This window comes from Chelativorans sp., assembly GCF_031180965.1.
Lineage (GTDB): Bacteria > Pseudomonadota > Alphaproteobacteria > Rhizobiales > Rhizobiaceae > Chelativorans.
In genome coordinates this window covers 131,970-145,579 of sequence record NZ_JAPSLH010000001.1, presented here as the reverse complement: position 1 = coordinate 145,579, position 13,610 = coordinate 131,970, and the positions used below count along the sequence as shown (strand labels likewise).

The following is a 13,610-nucleotide window of genomic DNA, read 5'->3' as shown; positions in this document are numbered from 1 at the left end:
ATGCTGTCAAAGCGGCTGGTCCCTTACCTGCCGGCGCGCCGATGACCAAAGTCCTATCGCTGCTTATCGTGGCCGCCATGGTCCTGCATCTCATACGGCCGCTGGGTTTGCCGGGTCTCAGGCACCGCCGCGACGCGTGGAAGCTCGCGGTGCTGGCGCTCGCCGCGATGGCGGTGACGGTGGGGCTCAGCCACATGCGCGGGTGAGTTGCGGGGCAACTGCCTACCAACGCGATCCAGCGCAACGATCCCCACCGATGTCCGCGGATCGACTCTCCCTCGGGTGCAGGCGATCGCATGCGCTTCACCTTCTCCCTCTCCGTCTCGGCTTTGCCTCGACACCTCTCCCCCCACTTTGCGTGGGGAAGAGGATGCGCCGGCCGCAGTCCCGGCGCCTCCATCACCTTGTGGGGCAGGGCAGGCGCCCTCAGGCAGCCTGCTCCATCTCCTGCTTCCAGTCGCCGCGCGCGGCGAGCGCGTTCATGCGCGCGCGGTGCGCGAAGGCGCGCTGGCCGGCGGCGACGTTCTCGCTCTTTCCGCCCCATGCCTTCAGCGCCGCCGCCTGGAGGGCGCGGCCATAGGAGAAGGTCAGCTTCCACGGCACCTGGTAGGAGGCGTTCATGATGGAAAGATGCGCCGTGGCCTCCTCGTCGGACTGGCCGCCGGAAAGGAAGGCGATGCCGGGCACGGCCGCAGGCACCGTGGCCTTCAGGCAGCGCACGGTCTTTTCAGCCACCTCCTCGCGCGAAGCCTTGCGCGCGTTCTTGCCGTCGATGACCATATTGGGCTTGAGCACCATGCCCTCGAGCTTCACGCGCGCGTCGTAGAGCTCGGTGAAGGTCGTCTTCAGCACCCATTCGGTGACTTCGTAGCAGCGGTCGATGGAATGGGTGGCGGGCGTTCCGTCCATCAGCACTTCGGGCTCGACGATGGGCACGATGCCGGCCTCCTGGCAGAGCGCGGCATAGCGGGCGAGCGCCTGGGCATTCTGCTTCACCGCGCCCCAGTTGGGAAGATCGTCCGAAATGGCGATGACGCCGCGCCATTTGGCGAAACGCGCGCCGAGGCCGTAATATTCCTCGAGCCGCTCGCGCAGGCCGTCGAGGCCTTCGGTGATGGTCTCGCCGGGGAAACCCGCCAGCGGCTTGGCGCCCGCATCCACCTTGATGCCGGGCACCGCGCCTGCGTTGTTGATGATCTCGGCGAGCGGCGTGCCGTCCTTGGCCTGCTGGCGCAACGTCTCGTCGTAGAGGATGACGCCGGAGATGTAGTTGCGCATGCCCTCTTCGGCGCGGAACAGCATCTCGCGGTAATCGCGGCGGCTGTCCGCCGTCGACTCAAGGCCGATCGTGTCGAAGCGCTTCTTGATCGTGCCGCTGCTCTCGTCCGCCGCCAGTATGCCTTTGCCGTCGGCGACCATCCTGGCCGCGATGTCTTCCAGCCGTTCGCTCATCCTGATTCCTCCTGTCTGTCATACACGCCGAATAGCAGAAGGCCGGTAAAAACGGAATGCCGGCCAAAGTTCCCTAATCGTTTGAAAGAAAAGATTTATTGCTCAATCGTCAGGGCCGCCACGCCGGGAAGCTCCTTGCCTTCCATCCATTCCAGGAAGGCCCCGCCGGCGGTCGAAACATAAGTGAAATCATCGGCCACGCCCGCCTGATTGAGTGCGGCAACCGTGTCGCCTCCGCCCGCGACGGAAACAAGCAGCCCCTCGCGCGTGCGCTGGGCGGCGTGCCTTGCAGCGGCGACGGTGGCCCGATCGAAAGGCTCGATCTCGAAAGCGCCGAGCGGACCATTCCACACCAGCGTGCGGGCACGGTCGAGCCATTCCTTCACCTTCTCGACGGATTTCGGTCCGACATCGAGGATCATCGCATCCTGCGGGACGGCATCGATTCCGACCGTCTCGCTTTGCGCGCCGGCCTCGAATTTCCGAGCCACCACTGCGTCGACGGGCAGGATGATCGCGCAGCCGGCGGAGGCCGCATCGATCATGATCTGCCTCGCCGTGTCGGCCAGCTCATGCTCGCGGAGCGATTTGCCTACTGCCGTGCCGCGCGCGGCGAGGAACGTGTTCGCCATGCCGCCGCCGATCACCAGCCCGTCGACCTTTTTCACCAGATTGAGGAGGAGGTCGATCTTGGTCGAGACCTTGGCACCGCCGACGATGGCCACGACCGGACGCTGCGGATTGCCCAGTCCTTTTTCAAGGGCCTCCAGCTCGGCCTGCATGGTGCGCCCGGCATAGGCGGGCAGGAGGTGCGCCAGCCCTTCGGTCGAGGCATGCGCGCGATGGGCGGCGGAGAAGGCGTCATTGACATAAATGTCGCCGTTCTCGGCCAGCGCTTTGGCGAAATCCGGATCGTTCTTCTCCTCGCCCGCATGGAAGCGGGTGTTCTCGAGCAGCAGGATATCTCCATCGATCATTTCGGCTATAGCGCTCCTCGCCTGCCCGCCGATGCAGTCCGAGGCGAAATGGACGCGCCGGTCGAGCACCGCTTCCACCGCATGGGCGATGGGTCGCAGGGAGAACTCCGGATCCGGCTTGCCCTTCGGGCGGCCGAAATGGGCGAGCAGGACGACCTTGGCGCCCTTGTCCGAGAGCTCGGCTATGGTGGGCGCGATGCGCTCGATGCGGGTCGTATCGGTAACCTCCCCGTCCTTCACCGGTACGTTGAGGTCCACGCGCACGAGCACGCGCTTTCCGGCCACATCGGTCAGGTCGTCCAGGGTCTTGAAACCGGCCATCTGCTTCTCTCCTCAATGAGCAGGCGCGAACATACAATCCGCCACGCACGAGGCAAGGCTCAACTCTGGTCCTTCGCCGCCTCGCCCGCGCCCCCCAGCGGCTCCTCCTCGCGCCGGTTCTCACGCCACCGGTTGAGAGAGACGCCCAGCCGGCTGAGCGCCTCGCCGACGCTGATATAGGCTGGCACGGGCGGGCCCGGCGCCGGCGGGTCGACGGAGAGGCCGATGGAGGTAATCCGGCCGTCCTCATCCGTATCGCGCACGATCAGCTCAACGTTGCCGAGAGGCAGCCGGTCGCCATATTCAGCGCGCCCGCCAAGCCGCATGCGGACGAAATCGGCGATGGTGAGATCCTGGTCCTCCTGGCTGAGGCCCAGCCCATAGGCAGCCTCCATGTCCGCCATGGGCCTTTCCGGGTCCACCGCAAAGGCACCGAAAAAGTCCGCGTCTTCCGGATCGACCTCCGTGGGGCTGGCAAACAGCCGGTCGAGGAGCCGCGGATAACGGTCGGGGACGAAGATATAGACGCGATCGCCCGCCATCAGCCGCCCTGCATATTGGAAGGCCATGGATCGCCCGTCGCGGATGACCAGCGCCGGCCTGGCCCAGCGGGGGATGCGCTCGCCGCGCGCAACCGGGCTGCCTGCGACGACGCGGAAAGCAAGAAGTTCGTGATGCGCGGAACCGGGCAATTCCAGTTCCACCTTGTCCACCAGGCCGGTGCGCGGCGGCACGGTCATGCCCAGCCTGCGGGCGACCGGTCCGATGCTCCAGCCCTGGAGCACCAGCGAGACAAGCACGACGATGAAGACGATGTTGAAGATCGTCCTGCCGCCTTCGATCCCCTCCATGATCGGCAGGAGCGCCAGAAGGATGGAGACGGCGCCGCGCAGGCCGACCCAGGAGATGAAGGCTGTTTCCGCCCGCGAGAAGCGGAACGGCGCCAGACAAAGCGACACGGCCAGCGGGCGCGCGATAAAGATAAGGAACAGCCCGATGAACAAGGCGGGGAAAAGGATGTCGGCAAATTGCGAAGGCGTGGCGAAGAGGCCGAGGACCAGGAACATGATGATCTGGGCGAGCCACGTCACCCCGTCCTGGAAACGCTTCAGCATACCCGTGGAGCGCATCCGGGCGTTGCCCGCCACCATGCCGGCAACATAGACCGCGAGGAAGCCAGAGCCGCCGATCGCGCCCGTCACCGCAAAGACGAGAAGGGAGAGCGCCAGGACAAAGATCGGCAGCAGACCCTGCTCCAGATGCAGCCGCTCCACCAGCCGCACGATGAGATAGCCTCCGGCAAAGCCCGCCACGAGGCCGATCCCCATCTGCTGCAAGAAGCCGAGAAGGATCTCCCCCGCGAGCGCTCCGGGCTGCAGCGCTCCTCCTGTCTCGATCAGGTTCACGAGCGCAAGGGTGAGGAAGATCGCCATTGGATCGTTGGAGCCCGATTCGACCTCAAGGGTCGAGCGCACGCGGTCGCGCACGGAAATATTACCGACGCGCAGCAGGAAGAAGACGGCCGCGGCGTCCGTTGAGGCCACCGCCGCGCCCAAAAGCAGCGACTCCAGCCAGCCAAGGTCGGCGACATAATAGGCGACGAGGCCGACAAGTCCGGCAGTTACGAGGACGCCAGCGGTGGCAAGGACGATGGCGGGGGCGGAGGCGGAGCGAAAGCTGGCGGCCGAGGTGCCGAAGCCTGAATCGAAGAGAATGACGGCGAGGGCGAGGGAGCCGACGAAAAAGGCCACGGGAGCATTGTCGAAGTCCAGCCCCAGCCCGTTCGTTCCCGCAGCAAGGCCGATGCCGAGGAAGACGAGCAGCAGCGGTGCGCCAAAGCGGAACGCGACGAGGCTGGAGAAGGCGGCGAGGAGGACCAGCGCCGTGCCGACAAGGGTTATGACATAGATCGCCTGGTCCATGGCTCCTCTGGACGAGTCGTTGACGGCCAAAGTGCGGCAGGCTCAGCGCTTAAAGCAAGCGCCACGACAAAGAAAAGGCCCGGCATCGCTGCCGGGCCTGGGATCGAGCGGCCGTCCGGTTCAGCCCAGCGTCTTGGCGATCACCGCCGTCACGTCGGCCATGCGGTTCGAAAAGCCCCATTCGTTGTCGTACCAGGACATAACGCGGACGAGGTTTCCCTCGATCACCTTGGTCTGGTCGAGCGCGAAGGTGGAAGAGGCGGGGTTGTGGTTCATGTCGATCGAGACCAGGGGCTCCTTCGTATAGTTGAGGATGCCCTTCAGCGGACCTTCCGTCGCAGCGGAAACCAGCGCCTGGTTCACCTCGTCGGGCGTGACGGTACGCTTTGCCACGAACTTGAAATCGATGACCGAGACGTTGGGGGTGGGGACGCGGATCGAGACCCCGTCGAGCTTGCCCTTGAGCTCGGGCAGGACCAGGCCGACGGCCTTCGCGGCGCCCGTGGAGGTGGGGATCATCGACATGGCTGCCGCGCGGGCCCGGTAGAGATCCTTGTGCATGGTATCAAGCGTCGGCTGATCGCCCGTATAGGCATGCACCGTCGTCATGAAACCCTTCTCGATGCCGATCGCGTCGTTCAGCACCTTGGCGATAGGGGCAAGGCAATTGGTGGTGCAGGAGGCATTGGAGAGGACGATATGCTCCCTGGTGATCTTGTCGTGGTTGACGCCATAGACCACGGTGAGGTCAGCCCCGTCGGCGGGCGCGGACACCAGCACGCGCTTCGCGCCGGCGGCAAGATGGGCGGAAGCCTTCTCCTTGGAGGTGAAGATGCCCGTGCATTCGAGCACGATGTCGACGCCGAGGTCCTTCCAGGGCAGCTTGGACGGATCGCGTTCGGCAAGCACCTTGAAGGATTCGGAGTCGATGCGAATGCTGTCGCCTTCCACGGTCACTTCGCCGGGGAAGCGGCCATGGACGCTGTCGTAGCGCAGCAGATGCGCGTTGCTTTCCACGGGCCCTAGATCGTTGACGGCGACGACATCGATGTCCTTGCGCCCGGATTCGTAGATCGCACGCACGATGTTGCGGCCGATGCGGCCAAATCCGTTGATGGCTACTTTGACGGTCATGAACTACCTCCGGCGAGCTTGATCTGTCCCCTTGCGGCGGAACAGAACGACGCCGTCGAAATGAACGGCGTCCGATGACAAAACCAGTCAGCGGAGGCTGGCGCTGCAGCCTCCGGCACAAATTTTCTATGCGCGGAGCCGCGCCTCGGCCGCTTCCACCGCCGCTTCCGCCGTGATGCCGAAATGCTTGTAAAGGGCGGGCGCCTGACCGCTCGCGCCAAAGCCATGCATGCCGATGAAGATGCCGTCGGTACCGATGAAGCGGTCCCAGCCCTGGCGCACGCCGGCCTCGATGGCGATGCGGACAGGGGCACGGCCGAGGATCGCCTCCTGATAGTCCTGCGGCTGGCGCTCGAAAAGCTCGAAACAGGGCACCGATACGACGCGCGTGGGGCGGCCGCGCTCCTCGAGCATCGTCCTGGCGTGTACGGCGATCTCGACTTCGGACCCGCTGGCGAAGATCGTAACCTGCGCTTCGTCGCTGGCGGGCAGGAGCTCGTAGGCGCCGCGGGCGCAGAGGTTCTCCTCCTCGAACTCGATGCGCACGGGCTGCAGCTTCTGCCGCGTCAGGGCAAGGGTGGAGGGCGTCGTCCTCGATTCAAGGGCGACCTGCCAGCACTCCGCGGTTTCCGTCGCATCGGCAGGACGCAGAACCAGATGGTTCGGGATAGCGCGCAGCGCGGCCAGATGCTCGACCGGCTGATGCGTCGGACCGTCCTCGCCGAGGCCGATCGAGTCATGCGTCATCACGAAGATGGAGCGGATATGCATCAGCGAGGCGAGCCGCATGGCCGGCCGCGCATAATCCGAAAAAGTGAGGAAGGTGCCCCCATAGGGGATCAGCCCGCCATGCAGCGCGATGCCGTTGATGGCTGCCGCCATAGCGTGCTCGCGGATGCCGTAGTGGATGTAGCGGCCTGAGAAATCCGTCGGCGTCACCGGCTTGGTCTGGCTGGTCTTGGTGTTGTTCGAGCCGGTCAGGTCCGCCGAGCCGCCCACTGTTTCAGAGAGGCAGTCATTGATCACCTCGAGCGCCATCTCGGACGCGTTTCGCGTGGCCACCGGGGGATTTTCGCGCGCCAGCTTGCGCTTGTATTCGACGAGGACGCTCGGAAACGCTTCCGGCAGGTCGCCGCGCATGCGGCGCTCGAACTGAGCCCGCGTCTCGGTATCGGCGGCAGCAAGCCGCTTCTCCCACGCGACGCGCTCCTTGGCCGAGCGCAGGCCGGCAAGCCGCCAGTCATCGAGGATGTCAGAGGGTATGACGAAGGGCGGGGCATCCCAGCCCAGCGCCTCGCGCGTCTTGGCGATCTCATCGGCGCCGAGAGGCGAGCCATGCACCTTGTTGGTGCCGGCCTTTGTCGGGGCGCCGCGGCCGATGGTGGTGCGGAAGGCGATGAGCGTCGGCCGGTCGGACTGGCGCGCGGTCTCGATGGCCGAGGCAATGGCGTCCGGATCATGGCCGTCGGCGCGTAGCGTGTTCCAGCCGGAGGCGGCGAAGCGGGCGCACTGATCCGTGGAGTCGGCCAGCGACACCGGGCCGTCGATGGAGATCTGGTTGTCGTCGAACAGGACGATCAGTTTGGAAAGCCTCAGATGCCCCGCCAGGGTGAGCGCCTCCTGGCTGATGCCTTCCATCAGGCAGCCGTCGCCGACAAAGGCATAGGTGTAGTGGTCGACGAGGTCGTCGCCGAAGCGGGCATTGAGCAGGCGCTCGGCGAGCGCCATGCCGACCGCATTGGCAAAGCCCTGGCCGAGGGGGCCGGTGGTCGTCTCGATGCCGGCGGCAAAACCGTATTCGGGATGGCCAGCCGTGCGCGAGCCGAGCTGGCGGAAATTCTTGATCTCCTCGATGGTGATATCCTCGTAGCCGAGCAGGTAGAGGAGCGAGTAGAGCAGCATGGAGCCGTGCCCGGCCGAAAGCACGAAGCGGTCGCGGTCCGGCCAATGCGGGTTCTTCGGGTCATGCGTCATGAAGCGTGTGAAGAGGACCGTCGCGATGTCCGCGGCGCCCATAGGCAGGCCGGGATGGCCGGACTTCGCCTTCTCGACGGCATCCATCGAGAGAAAGCGAATCGCGTTCGCCATCCGATCGTGTTTTTCGCGTGAGATCATGTGCGCTCGCTGGTCGGCTGCCGTTTGAGGCTTTTTGCGGGCTCGAGCCCGAAAGGCAGGGGAGACATATCAGTTGCTCTGCCCAAGTCAATAAACAGCCGCGAAGCCCGAAGGTTCGGCTGATCGGATGAATTGTATGGAGGCAAGCGCAGCAATCAGGGGAATAGATGCGGCCCGTGTTGACGCCGGTTTCACCCGCCGCGTAATCTTTCGCCGGTAAAATCTTCTGATTGCGTGCTATTCGAGCCGGGGCGGGCGGGGAAGCTGGCAAATGAGCGGGGAGACCACCCTGAGGGAAGTGCTTGTGCGCCTGGGAAAAGCCGTCGAGAGCCTCGAGCTTGCGGCGGAAACCCGGCTGGAGAAGGAGCGTGACTTCTTCGAAGCGGAGGCCGAGGTGCAGCGCATGGCCGCCGACCGCGCGCGCCTGGCGCAGGAGATCGACAAATCGGAGGCCCGCGCCGAGCGGTTGGCCGAGGTCAATCGCGAGGTGTCGCGCAGACTGGTGACGGCAATGGAGACGATCCGCGCCGTATTGGACCGTTAGAGGCTGTTGGGATTCGGATATGGCGCAGGTAACGGTCACGATCGACGGCAAGGCCTACCGCATGGCATGCGACGAGGGCCAGGAGGAGCATCTCATCGCCCTCGCCGAGCGCTTCGACCGCTATGTGGCGCATCTGAAGGATTCGTTCGGCGAGATCGGCGACCAGCGGCTGACCGTGATGGCCGGCATCATGGTGATGGACGAGTTGGCGGAGCTGCAGAAGCGCGTGCGCGGGATGGAGAGTGAGATCGCCACGCTGCGCAAGACCCGTGACGACGCCCTGCTGAAGGCGGACAAGAACGACGCGGCGCTCATCGGGGCGCTGGGACAGCTGGCCGAGCGCATCGAGATGGTTGCCGCAAAGCTCGCCCACTCGTAAGAAAAGCCGTGCCCGATCGACGGGCCAGGACGGCAGCGCATGGCTAGATCAAACAATCCGACGCGGCTGGAGAACCCCGTGCAGCTGGGCGTGATCGGCGCCGCGCACGGCCTCAAGGGCGAGGTTCGGGTAAAGGCGTTTACCGACGATCCGCTGGCGCTTGGCGGCTACGGTCCGCTGCATACCGCCGACGGACGCGCGCTCACAGTCGCGCATATCCGCCCCGCCAAAGACCTGGTCATCATCCGTTTTGAAGGCGTGAACGACCGCAGCGCGGCCGAGGCGCTCAATGGCGTGGCCCTGTTCGTCGACCGCTCGGCCCTGCCTCGGGAGCTGGAGGAAGAGGAATTCTATCACGCCGATCTCGTCGGGCTCGCCGCTTTCGACGAGACCGGCGAAAGCCTTGGGCGGGTCGTGGCGGTGCACAATTTCGGCGCCGGCGACATCCTCGAGATCCGCCCCAGCTCCGGTATTACGCGGATGATTCCCTTCACGCGTGATGCCGTGCCGGAAATCGATCTCGCCGAGGGTATTTTGCGCATCGACAGCCTCGCCGCCGGGCTCGATAATCAGGAGGCGGAAGCGGAGGAGCAAAGCAGGAGCCGGCACGGCTTCGACCGCGGCGCGCGCCCGCGCGGGCCGAAATCGGCCGGAGGCAACCGTTGAGTTTCCGCGCAACGGTGCTGACGCTCTATCCCGAAATGTTTCCGGGCCCGCTCGACGTGTCTCTCGCGGGGCGCGCGCGGGTCGCCGGCACCTGGTCGCTGGAGACGGTGCAGATCCGCGACTTCGCTGCCGACAAGCACCGCAGCGTCGACGACACGCCGGCGGGCGGCGGGGCGGGAATGGTAATGCGCGCCGACGTGCTTGCGCGCGCCATCGACCATGCTTCGCCCGAGGACGACCCGCGCCCCCGGCTGCTCATGAGCCCGCGCGGAAAGCCGCTCACCCAGAGGCTGGTCCGCGAACTCGCCGCTGGACCCGGCGCGGTGATCGTCTGCGGTCGATTCGAAGGCGTGGATCAGCGCGTCATCGAGGCGCGGGCACTGCAGGAGGTCTCGGTCGGCGACTACATCCTTTCGGGCGGCGAGCCGGCGGCGATCGTCCTGCTCGATGCGGTGGTGCGGCTCTTGCCAGGTGTGATGGGGAACGAAAGCTCCGGCGCCGAGGAGAGTTTTGAAAGCGGACTCCTGGAGCATCCGCAGTACACCCGGCCGCAAGTGTTCGAGGGGCGCGAGATCCCGGAGGTGCTCGTTTCCGGCAACCACAAAAAGATCGTCGAGTGGCGACTTGCGGAGGCGGAGAAGCTTACGAAGGAGCGGCGGCCGGACCTCTGGCGCGCGTACGAAGAAGCGAGGGGGAAGAAGTGAACCTGCTGCTCGGGGTCGAAAACGCGACTCTGCTTCTGGCAGCGCTAATGGTACCCGCCTTGGTCCACCGCTGATCCTGCTGAGCGTGCCGGGCGCCGCGCACGGAGAAAGCAGCATCGGCACTTCCGTCCCCGGCGTTGATTTGCTCTCCGATGTGGTGTATGTGCGCGCATGGCTGCCATGGAGGGTCCATGGCCTGCCTTTCAAGCAAAGAACGTGCATTCGCTCCTGCGCTCCTTGAGCGCGCTCTTCAGGCGGTAAGGAACTGCCGGTGAGACGAGCGCTCTGACGCTTCGAGAAGAACAAGAGGACAGAAAGATGGACCTTATCCGTCAGCTCGAGGCCGAGCAGGCCCAGAAGATTGCAGCCAAGCGGACCCTTCCAGAATTTTCACCCGGCGACACGTTGCGCGTCCAGGTCCGCGTGACCGAAGGCAACCGCACCCGCGTGCAGGCCTTCGAGGGCGTTTGCATCGCCCGCTCGGGTGCCGGCCTGCACGAGAATTTCACCGTCCGCAAGATTTCCTACGGAGAGGGCGTGGAACGCGTGTTCCCGGTCTATTCGCCGCTGGTCGAGGCGGTCGAAGTGGTGCGCCGCGGCAAGGTGCGCCGCGCCAAGCTTTATTACCTGCGTGACCGCCGCGGCAAATCCGCCCGCATCGGCGAGAATACGGGCGCCCGCGCCCGCAAGCTGAATGATGCCGAGCGCGAGGCCGCCGCCGAGGAAAAGGCGCGCATCGAGGCCGAAAAGGTAGCCGCGGCCCAGGCGCTCGCCGCCGAGAAGGCAGCCGCCGAAGCCGCCGAGAAGGAGGCCGCGGAGCCGAAGGGCGAATAGGCCGTCGCAGCCGCGAACATCCTACAAGTCCGGGAGCGCTCGACAGCGCTCCCTTTTTTGTTGACGGCTGCCCGCAGCTCAAGCGATTTTCGCGCTGGGAAGGCTATCCACCTTTGCCGGGTCATCCCTCGTGCTGCGGTCCGCCGGTCGCAGAGCGAAGTGAAGGGAGCGCTAGATGTCGTTTCGAAAAGCGTTGCTTGCCGCCACGTTTGCCATCCTCGCTGCAACGGCTGCGGGGGGGCAGGATTTGCCTGATCTTGGGGGCCGCAAGGTAACCGTGGTGACGGAAAACGCCTATCCGCCGCTGCAGTTCGTCGATCCTGGGACGGGCAAGCAGATCGGCTGGGAATAAGATGCGATGAATGAGATCGCCAGGCGGCTCAACTTCCACGTCGAGTACCACAACATCAGCTGGGACGCCATGATACAGGCGGTCTCTGACGGCCAGTACGACATCGGCATGACCGGCATCACCATCCGCGACGACCGCAAGGAGAAAGTGGACTTCTCTGATCCCTATATGCGATCCGAGATGTATATGCTGGTGCGCGGCGATGAGGACCGCTTCACCGACGCGAAGAGCTTTGCCGCGTTCGAGGAGGGGCTCATCGGAGCGCAGCCGGGCACCACGCCGTTCTATGTGGCCGTGTATGAGGTGCTCGATGGGGACGAGGCTAACCCGCGCATCAAGGCTTTCGAGACGTTTGGCGCGGCTGTCCAGGCGCTGCGAGCGGGCGACGTGGACCTGGTGCTGACCGACGGCACAGCAGGCAAAGGCTACGCCGACGCTTCGGACGGCGCCTTGAAGCTGATCGGCGAACCCCTCGGCACGGAGGATTTCGGTTTTATCTTCAGGAAGGGCTCGGATCTCGTGGCGCCCATCAATGCCGGGATTGCCGCCCTCATGGCAGACGGCACGCTCGATGCGCTGAACAAGAAATGGTTCCTCGACTACAAGATGGGCCAGTAGCCGGACGCAAGCGACGGATGCTCGTGCATCGGCGCGCGAGCATTAACAACGCTGGCTGCCCTCGCGGATGATCCCTCCTCCCGCCCCAGCCGTGCCGGACAAGGAATTCCCCTGGTGGTTGGTTGCTGCCGGGGTGCTCGGTGCCGCCGTCGCCGTCTATGTGGCATCGAGCGAACTCTACAGCCAGATCCTGTCGACCATCGCGCGGGGCGTTCTCGTCACCGTCTTCGTCACCGTCACCGCGTTCGCGCTCGCATCCGCGCTCGGCCTGCTCCTGGCGCTGATGGCTCTTTCCGCATACCGGGTCCTGCGCCAGACGGCGCGCTTCTATGTCGAGATCATCCGCGGCGTGCCGATCCTGGTGCTCCTGTTCTGGATCGCCTTTGCCGGCGTGCCGGCCCTGGTGGCAGCGTGGAACACGGTGACCGCGCCGCTGCAGGCCGCCGGCTTGATCTCAACGCTGCAGGTGCGCGACGTTTCCTTGCTTTGGCGCGCCATCATTGCGCTCACGGTGGGCTATTCCGCCTTCCTCGCGGAGGTTTTCCGCGCCGGAATACAGTCGGTGGACGCGGGACAGATCGAGGCGGCAAAAGCACTCGGCCTGTCGACTTTTCAGCGCTTCCGCCTCATCGTGATGCCGCAGGCGCTCAGAACGATCCTGCCGCCGCTCGGCAATGATTTTATCGCCATGGTGAAGGATTCCTCCCTCGTTTCGGTCCTCGGGGTGGCCGACATCACTCAGATGGGAAAGATCTATTCGACAGGCTCCTTCCGCTTTTTCGAAACCTACTCCATCGTCGCCTATGTGTATCTGCTTCTCACCATAAGCCTGTCGCTGGCCCTTCGCGCGCTCGAGCGCAGGCTGCGCAACAGCAAAGCCGGCTAGGGAACCCAGGCCGCCGCGCTGCGTTGCAGGCGCCATGGATGTACTGCTTGACGAATTCACCCTGCGTACAACGCTGCCCTGGCAAGTGATTGCCGCCCGGCTGCTGGCTGCTATCCTCCTTGGCGGCATTCTCGGCTTCGAACGGGAGCTGGCGGAACGGCCTGCGGGCCTCAGGACGCATATGATGGTGTGCCTTGCGTCCGCCACCTTCGCCCTCGTCTCGATCGAGATCGTCACGATGGGGGTCTTCGTGGACGATCACGTGCAGTCCGACCCGATCCGCCTGGTGGAGGCGATCACCTCGGGTGTCGCCTTCCTCGCCGCCGGCTTCATCATCCTGAGGCGGGGCGAGGTGCACGGACTTACCACGGGCGCGGGCATGTGGCTTGCCGCGGCAACGGGCCTTGCCGCCGGTCTCGGCCTGTGGTTGATCGCGCTGCTCTCCTGCGTTCTCGGCACCATCGTGCTCGCCTTGCTTCGGCAGCTGGAGGTGAGGCTGTCGATGAAGAAGTCTCCCGAGGAATGACGCGGCGGAACGTCGCTCCGATTGCCGAAAATGCAAAAGGCTGGTATTAACCAGTCATGGAACAAGAACTGGCCACAGAAGCTGCCAAGGCATTCGTGCTGCAGGACGTAAAGCGCCTGCCCGGCCGCTTCTTCGCGCGCATTTCCGGCGCGCTGCTCTGCCGACTTCCCTGAGCGGACA

At 65.0% G+C, this 13,610-nt stretch carries 13 protein-coding genes and 1 pseudogene; 9 read left to right on the top strand and 5 right to left on the bottom strand.

Going from position 1 to position 13,610, the window contains the following annotated elements:
- The first annotated feature begins 41 nt into the window (after nucleotides 1-41).
- The gene (locus RIN79_RS00750) at nucleotides 42-206 is read left to right on the top strand and encodes a hypothetical protein (protein WP_309082683.1); all 165 of its coding nucleotides are present in this window, start codon (nucleotides 42-44) and stop codon (nucleotides 204-206) included.
- Nucleotides 207-426: 220 nt separating this feature from the next.
- Here the strand turns inward: RIN79_RS00750 and RIN79_RS00745 are convergent, their stop codons facing one another.
- The 5 genes from RIN79_RS00745 to tkt all read right to left on the bottom strand — a co-directional run bounded on the left by RIN79_RS00745 (nucleotide 427) and on the right by tkt (nucleotide 7,921).
- A complete protein-coding gene (locus RIN79_RS00745; protein ID WP_309082682.1) occupies nucleotides 427-1,452 on the bottom strand; it encodes a class I fructose-bisphosphate aldolase in 1,026 nt (341 codons plus the stop codon).
- 95 nt (nucleotides 1,453-1,547) lie between these two features.
- The gene (locus RIN79_RS00740) at nucleotides 1,548-2,750 is read right to left on the bottom strand and encodes a phosphoglycerate kinase (protein WP_309082681.1); all 1,203 of its coding nucleotides are present in this window, start codon (nucleotides 2,748-2,750) and stop codon (nucleotides 1,548-1,550) included.
- A 59-nt stretch (nucleotides 2,751-2,809) separates the two neighbouring features.
- On the bottom strand, nucleotides 2,810-4,672 hold the full coding sequence (locus RIN79_RS00735) for a potassium/proton antiporter (RefSeq protein ID WP_309082680.1): 1,863 nt from the start codon (nucleotides 4,670-4,672) through the stop codon (nucleotides 2,810-2,812).
- A gap of 120 nt (nucleotides 4,673-4,792) precedes the next feature.
- Nucleotides 4,793-5,806: a type I glyceraldehyde-3-phosphate dehydrogenase gene (gene gap, locus RIN79_RS00730; RefSeq protein ID WP_309082679.1), complete on the bottom strand. Its 1,014-nt coding sequence runs from the start codon at nucleotides 5,804-5,806 to the stop codon at nucleotides 4,793-4,795.
- A 126-nt stretch (nucleotides 5,807-5,932) separates the two neighbouring features.
- The gene (gene tkt, locus RIN79_RS00725) at nucleotides 5,933-7,921 is read right to left on the bottom strand and encodes a transketolase (RefSeq protein ID WP_309082678.1); all 1,989 of its coding nucleotides are present in this window, start codon (nucleotides 7,919-7,921) and stop codon (nucleotides 5,933-5,935) included.
- Between the two features lie 271 nt (nucleotides 7,922-8,192).
- Here tkt and RIN79_RS00720 point away from each other — a divergent pair, with 271 nt between their 5' ends.
- The 8 genes and pseudogenes from RIN79_RS00720 to RIN79_RS00685 all read left to right on the top strand — a co-directional run bounded on the left by RIN79_RS00720 (nucleotide 8,193) and on the right by RIN79_RS00685 (nucleotide 13,430).
- The gene (locus tag RIN79_RS00720; protein ID WP_309082677.1) at nucleotides 8,193-8,465 is read left to right on the top strand and encodes a DUF4164 domain-containing protein; all 273 of its coding nucleotides are present in this window, start codon (nucleotides 8,193-8,195) and stop codon (nucleotides 8,463-8,465) included.
- A 19-nt stretch (nucleotides 8,466-8,484) separates the two neighbouring features.
- Nucleotides 8,485-8,844: a cell division protein ZapA gene (locus RIN79_RS00715; protein WP_309082676.1), complete on the top strand. Its 360-nt coding sequence runs from the start codon at nucleotides 8,485-8,487 to the stop codon at nucleotides 8,842-8,844.
- Nucleotides 8,845-8,883: 39 nt separating this feature from the next.
- Nucleotides 8,884-9,510 (top strand): ribosome maturation factor RimM, encoded by a 627-nt coding sequence (rimM, locus tag RIN79_RS00710; RefSeq protein ID WP_309082675.1) that lies wholly within the window; start codon nucleotides 8,884-8,886, stop codon nucleotides 9,508-9,510.
- On the top strand, nucleotides 9,507-10,214 hold the full coding sequence (trmD, locus tag RIN79_RS00705) for a tRNA (guanosine(37)-N1)-methyltransferase TrmD (protein ID WP_309082674.1): 708 nt from the start codon (nucleotides 9,507-9,509) through the stop codon (nucleotides 10,212-10,214). The genes rimM and trmD overlap by 4 nt, the downstream gene beginning before the upstream one ends.
- Before the next feature lie 318 nt (nucleotides 10,215-10,532).
- Nucleotides 10,533-11,048: a 50S ribosomal protein L19 gene (gene rplS / locus RIN79_RS00700; protein ID WP_309082673.1), complete on the top strand. Its 516-nt coding sequence runs from the start codon at nucleotides 10,533-10,535 to the stop codon at nucleotides 11,046-11,048.
- 175 nt (nucleotides 11,049-11,223) lie between these two features.
- A pseudogene (locus RIN79_RS00695) lies at nucleotides 11,224-12,018 on the top strand (transporter substrate-binding domain-containing protein).
- Between the two features lie 67 nt (nucleotides 12,019-12,085).
- Entirely contained in the window at nucleotides 12,086-12,904 is an 819-nt protein-coding gene (locus tag RIN79_RS00690) for an amino acid ABC transporter permease (protein ID WP_309082672.1), read from the top strand.
- A gap of 34 nt (nucleotides 12,905-12,938) precedes the next feature.
- Nucleotides 12,939-13,430 carry an MgtC/SapB family protein gene (locus RIN79_RS00685; RefSeq protein WP_309082671.1) on the top strand — a complete coding sequence of 164 codons (492 nt, stop codon included), beginning with the start codon at nucleotides 12,939-12,941 and terminating at the stop codon, nucleotides 13,428-13,430.
- Nucleotides 13,431-13,610: the final 180 nt, after the last annotated feature.

What these genes read in the sequence shown, in the direction of transcription:
- RIN79_RS00750 (WP_309082683.1), top strand. Translation starts at nt 42, where the DNA reads ATGACCAAAGTCCTATCGCTGCTTATCGTGGCCGCCATGGTCCTGCAT.
- RIN79_RS00745 (WP_309082682.1), bottom strand. Translation starts at nt 1,452, where the DNA reads ATGAGCGAACGGCTGGAAGACATCGCGGCCAGGATGGTCGCCGACGGC.
- RIN79_RS00740 (WP_309082681.1), bottom strand. Translation starts at nt 2,750, where the DNA reads ATGGCCGGTTTCAAGACCCTGGACGACCTGACCGATGTGGCCGGAAAG.
- RIN79_RS00735 (WP_309082680.1), bottom strand. Translation starts at nt 4,672, where the DNA reads ATGGACCAGGCGATCTATGTCATAACCCTTGTCGGCACGGCGCTGGTC.
- gap (WP_309082679.1), bottom strand. Translation starts at nt 5,806, where the DNA reads ATGACCGTCAAAGTAGCCATCAACGGATTTGGCCGCATCGGCCGCAAC.
- tkt (WP_309082678.1), bottom strand. Translation starts at nt 7,921, where the DNA reads ATGATCTCACGCGAAAAACACGATCGGATGGCGAACGCGATTCGCTTT.
- RIN79_RS00720 (WP_309082677.1), top strand. Translation starts at nt 8,193, where the DNA reads ATGAGCGGGGAGACCACCCTGAGGGAAGTGCTTGTGCGCCTGGGAAAA.
- RIN79_RS00715 (WP_309082676.1), top strand. Translation starts at nt 8,485, where the DNA reads ATGGCGCAGGTAACGGTCACGATCGACGGCAAGGCCTACCGCATGGCA.
- rimM (WP_309082675.1), top strand. Translation starts at nt 8,884, where the DNA reads ATGGCTAGATCAAACAATCCGACGCGGCTGGAGAACCCCGTGCAGCTG.
- rplS (WP_309082673.1), top strand. Translation starts at nt 10,533, where the DNA reads ATGGACCTTATCCGTCAGCTCGAGGCCGAGCAGGCCCAGAAGATTGCA.
- RIN79_RS00690 (WP_309082672.1), top strand. Translation starts at nt 12,086, where the DNA reads ATGATCCCTCCTCCCGCCCCAGCCGTGCCGGACAAGGAATTCCCCTGG.
- RIN79_RS00685 (WP_309082671.1), top strand. Translation starts at nt 12,939, where the DNA reads ATGGATGTACTGCTTGACGAATTCACCCTGCGTACAACGCTGCCCTGG.